This window comes from Christiangramia marina (assembly GCF_048285865.1).
GTDB lineage: Bacteria > Bacteroidota > Bacteroidia > Flavobacteriales > Flavobacteriaceae > Christiangramia > Christiangramia marina.
On the sequence record NZ_JBLVTK010000004.1, the window covers coordinates 79,385 to 86,584 of the forward strand.

6 protein-coding genes are annotated in these 7,200 nt (G+C 32.1%); all 6 read left to right on the forward strand.

Annotated features, from left to right (window positions below):
- Positions 1 to 335: 335 nt before the first annotated feature.
- Genes dndC through ACNKXS_RS13565 form a run of 6 tightly spaced genes read left to right on the forward strand, consistent with a single transcriptional unit; the run spans position 336 to position 6,793 of the window.
- Positions 336 to 1,697 (forward strand): DNA phosphorothioation system sulfurtransferase DndC, encoded by a 1,362-nt coding sequence (dndC, locus tag ACNKXS_RS13540; protein ID WP_417921317.1) that lies wholly within the window; start codon positions 336 to 338, stop codon positions 1,695 to 1,697.
- Positions 1,694 to 3,796, forward strand: coding sequence for a DNA sulfur modification protein DndD (gene dndD / locus ACNKXS_RS13545; protein ID WP_417921318.1), 2,103 nt, complete (start codon positions 1,694 to 1,696; stop codon positions 3,794 to 3,796). Before dndC ends, dndD begins: the two co-directional genes overlap by 4 nt.
- On the forward strand, positions 3,771 to 4,175 hold the full coding sequence (locus ACNKXS_RS13550) for a DndE family protein (RefSeq protein ID WP_417921319.1): 405 nt from the start codon (positions 3,771 to 3,773) through the stop codon (positions 4,173 to 4,175). The genes dndD and ACNKXS_RS13550 overlap by 26 nt, the downstream gene beginning before the upstream one ends.
- On the forward strand, positions 4,172 to 4,981 hold the full coding sequence (locus ACNKXS_RS13555) for a restriction endonuclease (RefSeq protein ID WP_417921320.1): 810 nt from the start codon (positions 4,172 to 4,174) through the stop codon (positions 4,979 to 4,981). Before ACNKXS_RS13550 ends, ACNKXS_RS13555 begins: the two co-directional genes overlap by 4 nt.
- Positions 4,982 to 4,992: 11 nt before the next feature.
- Complete coding sequence (locus ACNKXS_RS13560) at positions 4,993 to 5,460, forward strand: hypothetical protein (protein WP_417921321.1); 468 nt, start codon at positions 4,993 to 4,995, stop codon at positions 5,458 to 5,460.
- Position 5,461: 1 nt separating this feature from the next.
- On the forward strand, positions 5,462 to 6,793 hold the full coding sequence (locus ACNKXS_RS13565) for a DGQHR domain-containing protein (protein ID WP_417921322.1): 1,332 nt from the start codon (positions 5,462 to 5,464) through the stop codon (positions 6,791 to 6,793).
- Positions 6,794 to 7,200: the final 407 nt, after the last annotated feature.

The window sequence follows — 7,200 nt, forward strand, 5'->3', positions numbered from 1 at the left end:
TTTCTTCAAAAAAAACTTCACAATTATGCGTTTTATTATTCTTTAGGTCAATTGAAATTAAAGCATTGAGGCTCATCACTATTTTATCTTAATTAATTTTCAACTATTTTGGGTAAGATGTAGATAAATTTTAAATATTATAATTGTATTAGCATAACTAAAGTATATCTAACCCATAGTTTTGAATAATTTCAATCCTTTTGGAGATTATAGATTCAAAAAACTATAATTTTAATTTGACTTTTTTTTGTTAATATCCTTCGTAAAACTTCTTGGTTAAAGTCCTGAATTTGGCGACTTTTGTTCATATTTTAGTTCATGTACAATAGCATCCAATGACCAAAATTAAAAGCCCTAAAGTTGAGAGTATTATTAATGAGATCATTGATCAATATGCGTATGCAGATACCACTGATAGGCCTTGGATAATAGGTTTTAGCGGAGGTAAAGATTCTACTGTATTACTTACCTTAGTTTGGATTGCACTTAAGAGATTGAGAGAGCTTCCAAATCCATTCCAGTTACGTCGTCCTGTTTATGTAGTTTGTAATGATACTATGGTAGAAAACCCCATTATATCTTCATATGTTTCAGAGGTGTTGGCCAAAATTGATGAGGAAGCTAGAGCACAGAATGTTCCATTTTATGTTAAACAAACTACTCCAAAACTTGAAGAAACATATTGGATTAATGTACTAGGTAAAGGATATCCTGTTCCAAGCAATTCATTTAGATGGTGTACGACAAAATTAAAAATTGGGCCTACTTCTAACTTCCTGCTTGATCAGATTGATGAAAAAGGAGAAGCTATTGTGCTTCTAGGAACTCGCTATGAGGAAAGCAAGAGCCGAGAGCGTTCAATGAAAAAGCACGAGATAAGAGGGCAAAGACTTTCTAAACACAATAGCACTGCTAATACCTATGTGTATGCTCCATTGAAAGATCTTATGTTAGAGGAAATATGGTATATTATCAATACTGTACCATCACCTTGGGGATTTGATAATTCTATTCTTTTCCAGATTTATTCAGATGCCAGTGCAGATGATTATGAATGTCCAACAGTAGTAACGAATAAAGAGCACACCTCTTGTGGTCAAAGTAGATTTGGTTGTTGGACCTGTACAGTGGTTAAGAAAGATAAATCTATGTCGGCGTTAATTGATAACGGTCAGGAATGGATGCGACCTTTATTGAATTTTAGGGATAAAATGTATGCAGAGCGGAACGATCCGGATAATAGATCAGAAGAGGGAAGAAAAGGTAACGTTGCAGTAACTGAGGATGGCCGACCTTATGGTCCTTACGTGGCTAAATATCGAGCAAGATTATTAAAAGAACTTCTTCAACTACAAAAAACAGTTCAGGAAACGAAACCTCATATTAAACTGATAACAAATCAGGAGCTAATAGCTATACAGGTGACGTGGAATAGGGATATGATCTTCGATTGGAATGTAGGGCAGATCTATAGAGAGGTATACGGTAAAGATATTAGCACAACGAATATTAATTCTTTAAATCAAACTGAAAATAGAATACTGAAAGAAGTATGTGAGGACGAAATGGAATATTTTGATCTCATCGATAACCTTATTTCTATTCAGGAAACCAAAAACCTTATGCTTTCTAAATATGGGTTGCATAATGATGTAGAAAGAAGAATTGAAGCATTTCTTAAAGAAACTTCTTCATGAAAATAAAAAGTATAACTCTTCAGAATTTTAGAATATATAAAGGAGTAAATGAGATTTGCTTTGATTTAGAGTCTGGCAAGAATATTAATCTTATTGCCGGTAAAAACGGATATGGTAAAACAACCTTTTTGACTTCCCTGGTATGGGGTTTCTATGGGAGGCTTATGGCTCAGGTTGAAGATAAGTTTCGTTTAGATATCAAGAATTCTGGCGGGTATGATGATTATCTAAATCAACTTTTTAATTCTAAAGCTAAATATGAATATGCTGAAGGATTTAATAAAGAATCGGAATGTTTTGTTCAAATTGAACTAGACGATATTTCGATTCCTTCAATCCCATGCAAAACAGTAACTATAAAGAGGTCTTTTGATCTTGCTACAAACGAAGAAAATCTTTCTCTATTGATAGATGGAGATGAAAATGAATTGACCAAAGAAGTTGGTTATGACGTTTTTATAAATGATTTCATTTTGCCACGTGAAATAGCTAAGTTCTTCTTTTTTGATGCTGAGAAGATCGTTAGCCTTGCAGAGGCTAAAACAACTCCGGAACTTCGTAGTCTAAGCAGAGCTTATTCTGAAGTACTAGGTATAAAGAAATATGAAGATCTTAAAAAAAATATCGAGATTTTACTTACTCGGCTTAGAAGAAGTGGAGTTTCGAAAGAGCAGAAAAAACAATTAGATAAATACATTCAGCAGGAGGAAGAATTATTAAAACTCGAAGATTTTAATAAGAATAAAAAATTACAGCTTGAAAGTAGAATTACAGAATTAAAACTTCAGTCAGATGCTCTTCAGGAGAAATTAATTCGGGAAGGGAATTCAATTACATTGGAAGAACTTAAAGAATTAAAAGACGAGAAGCAGCGATTAAAGAAACATTCAGAAGCGATTAAATCAGAATTTAAAAAGAGCTTAGATCTAGCTCCTTTAATTATCGCGGGTAAGAAGCTGGTAAATTTATACCAACTAGCGGTTAAGGAGCATGAAATTAGTTCTAGCTTCATAGATAGTTCGTCACTTCAAAAAGAGTTGAAAGCATATTCTAGAAAAGTTCTGCTAGACCTTAAAGATTTAGATCTTAATGATAATGCTCTTAAGAGTATCAAAAATAAGTTGAAAGATAGAATTGAGACACAGGTAAATGAAAAATCTGAATTATCAAAATCAGATATCATTTTAGAATTCTCTGAAGAAAGATTTAGAGAATTTCAGTCTACTTACCATAACCTTAATACATCTTACCTGGAAAAGTTTAACAGATTGGTAAAGGATAATAAGGATACTACCATCTTATTAAGTTCAGTTACGCGAAAAATTAAAAAGGCTGAGGCCAGGAAAAATAATGATCTTGCGAAGAAGCATAGAGACGATAAGGACAAGGCTGATGAAGAAATCAGCTTAAAATCTATAGAAAGGGAAGATATAATCGCTGAATTAGGAGCATTAGGGAATCAAATATCTTCAGCAAGAAAGCTACGATCAGAATATGAGAAGAATTTTAAACTTGCCGAGACTAATATTAAAAAATATGAGGTCTCCCAAAAGCTGTTGGAGAAGATAAATAAAACAATTCTTCGTATTAAGGAAGACAAAAAATTCTCTCTTAAAAAGTCTATTATGCTTAACCTTGAAAGATTAATGCATAAGAAAAACTTTATCTCCAGCGTAAAAATCAATATTCATGAAGACATTATGGATATCGATTTAATAGATGCAAAGGGCGAGGTGATAAGCAAAGATCTTTTATCAAAAGGGGAGCAGCAACTATATGCTTCTGCCTTACTAAAAGCATTGGTAGATGAATCAGGAATAAAGTTTCCTGTATTTATTGATAGTCCTTTGCAGAAATTTGATAAATTCCACTCTCAAAATATTATTAAAGAATTTTACCCTACAATTTCAGATCAGGTGGTATTGCTGCCGCTCTTGGAAAAAGAACTTTCTGAAAATGAATTCGATTTATTAAAAGATAATTTACAGAACACTTATCTAATCGAGAATGAGAACGGAAATTCTACCTTTAGAAAAGTAGACAAAGTAAACCTCTTTAAAGAATTTAAAGAAAATGAGCTACACGCATATCAGGACTAGTAGGGATAACCGTGAGGTTGTCACTACGCTTACTAATAAACTCGGATTGGGTGCAGAGAATTTAATTTCCCGTATCGCTTTGTCCTATTCAATTTCTAAAGACCTGAAACTTGATTTAAAGGATCTTAAAGATTCACAGGGTAAGGAGTATGCGCGTAAGGTATTGTTAGGAAACAATGCCGATTATTACGAGGCTATGGTGGCTCAACATTACAATATACACCGGTCGGACCATGACATGGCAAAATATATTAAGCTACACGTAGATAATGGCCTGGAACTTTTAAATGAAGAGTTTCAGAATGGTTCTTACCTTGACCAGTTCGATTTTGTTTTAGAGCTCATTGAGGAAGGCTTTAATGAAATCAAGGCATCTTGAGTAAAAATAAGACATTAGACGAAGTAATCCTTGAGGTGCTTGAAAAAGCACAGGAATCCCTTAGAGTGGAAGAAATCTACCGAAGAATTATGGAAGACGGACTCTATGATTTCAAATCAGATACTCCTGTTCATATAGTTAGAACGGCTCTTCGAAGAAAGTCCACTAATCTGGAACTAAAAAACTCTAAAAAAAACAGGCTCTATATATATTTACCAGATGGCACCTATAATCTTAAAAAATATGAGCCTGAACTTCGTAAGATGCCCCAATTTTCAAAAAAGCTAACCAAACAGGATTTTCGAAGAAGTGAACTAATTGATGCTCATAAAAATTATATGAATGCTTTTAAAGAGAATTTATTGGCTCAATTAAAAACTTTGGATCCTAATGATTTTGAAATTTTCTGTAAGAACTTTTTAAAAGCCTATGGTTTTAGAAAGCTTGAAAATACTAGAAGGTCAAAAGATGGTGGTTTGGATGGGTATGGAGAATTTAAAATTGGACTTAGTTGGATGCCGGTAGCTTTTGAATGTAAAAGATATTCAGAAGGAAAAATAGGTAGGCCGAAAATTGATCAATTTCGAGGTGCTATACAAGGGGCTTATCCTTATGGCATTTTCTTTACTACTTCAAGTTTTACAAAAGAGGCTAGAGAAACGATTTTCAAACCAGGAGCTACTCCAGTAGTATTGGTTGACGGAAAAGGTATAGTTGATTTAATGATTGAAAGGAATTTCGGAGTAGAGAAGGAAGATCTTCCTCTCTTTAGAAATAGTATAGATTTAGTAATAGATAAGCAATAAAATTTAAAATATTGGAAAAATTAAAAAGCGTTATCAATTTCTCATTGATTGAAACAAAATATTTCTGGATCGCAATTGTTGTTATTGGAACCATTGGTATTTGGTTACCATTTCTTTTAGGTAGCGAGGTGAAATTGAGTGAGCTTTCCATCTTATTCACTACTTATTATATTTCTATTTATTTTTCTGGCTGCCTTGATAGCGTTATAAATAAAATTAAAAATCTAAAGCGTCATGATCAAAATGATGATATTATCAAAAGATTTTTAAATGTTATAGGTCTGATATTGGGAGCGATAGGTTTAGTTATCGCAACCATATTATTGAACAAAAATGGTTTATATGGTTGGGCAACCTTCGTAGCCTTGATTGGTACAATGATTTCTTTAAGTTTATGGTGGAAAAATAATTGGGAAGATAAAACTTATGATCAGAGATTAAGAGATAAAGTAAACAATAATCACGGAAATAACTGGTAATATGAACAGCACGATAAAAGCATTAGCTGTTAAGCAAAATAAACAGGATTTTTTAATTAGTGTTTATTCAATAGAAAACATTTTTAGCCTTACACGGTATACCGAAAGATTGATTACCGGTTATGACGAAAAGGATGAGCCAATATATAATGAACAAATTCAGAGAAAAATTGAGAAGTCAAGGGCTCATAAAATTGCAGATTTCTTAATTAATGATCCTGATGCTACCTTTCCAACAAACATAGTTCTGCATATACCCAAAGAAGTAATAAAGAGTTATGAAGAAGTTGAAGATAGAGTTTTTATTGAATTAGATGAAAAGGTTTTTTCCGAAATGGAAAAAAAGGGTGGAGACGTTTTTATATCTATCATAGATGGACAGCATCGGATACGTGGGATTGAACTTGCTATTGAACGTTTAAAAGGGGAGATAGAAGTTTTGATAAAAACACTTCGGGGAAAGGCCAATTCCGATCTTGAAGAGAAATTAAAATATTATAAAGAACGTTTGCACGATTTATTGAATATAGAATTAGTGGTAACCTTTTTTATTGACAAAACCTTAGAGTATCAGGCTATGATCTTTTCTACCATTAATAGAACCCAGAAACGAGTCTCCCAAAGTTTAGTTTATAGTCTTTTTGGTTTAGATACAGATGATACACCACAGAAAACTGCTCTTGAAATAGTTTTAAGTTTAAATGGTCATCCTAAATCACCATTCTATAAAAGAATAAAACTTTATGGAGGGTCTTATGGTAAGAATAACAATCCACCATTGTCTCAAGCAACGATGGTGAGGTCTATTATTAATTTAATTTCCGAAAGCCTAAGAGAATCTGAAAATGACAGATATAGAAGTCGTAAAGATTTAGAAAAAAGGTCATCTGGATCAAATAAAGACTTGCCATTTAGAAAATATTACGCTACTGACCGTGATTATTTTATATCGGATATTTTATTTTATTTTTTCAACGAAGTAAGGAACACTTTCACAAAGGATGGAGAATTCCTATGGGATTTTGATGATTCTAATACACCAACTAATATATTGCATACTACAGTTGGATACTATGCCTTATTAGATATTTTAACTGAAATTCTTAACGAAGAAAAATTTTCGGAAAAACTCGATTATGCTAAAGCTCACGAGGTTTTTTATGAGAAATATTTAAGTAAAATAAAAGATCTAAAAGTGACTGATAATAATCGGTATTCCTTTAACCAAAGGGGTAAGAAATATTTTCAATTAGATATGTCCTTGGCAATTTGGCCTCCACAGAGAACTGACGATAAAAGATTAGTTGAATTGAGAAAGTTAGAAAGTGAATAGAAATTTATATAAAAACCTAATTTGATAGAGAGCAACTAATTTGAACGGTATAAAAAATTAAATGGGTTGAAAAGGTTATTAAAATCTAGAGGAGCTGTAAAGAGAAATTATCCTATTTTTTTTCATTAATTTATCGCATAAGAGTCTATAGGAATTAAATCAAAAACAAGAGCTGACATAGAGGTATTGGGAGATAAACAGTATATTAATTTGATGATAGATAAAATTTTTTATGTTGAAATGGATAACTTATCTCTTCAATAAACAGTCTAGATATTTAAAACAAAGTTTTAATCAATAATAAAAAATTGATGAAATGATTATTGATCAATACCAACCTCTATCTTTAGCTCATTTAATCTTATAGGAAGAAGGGAATTAACAAATTTAGTTTTATCCAGATCGTA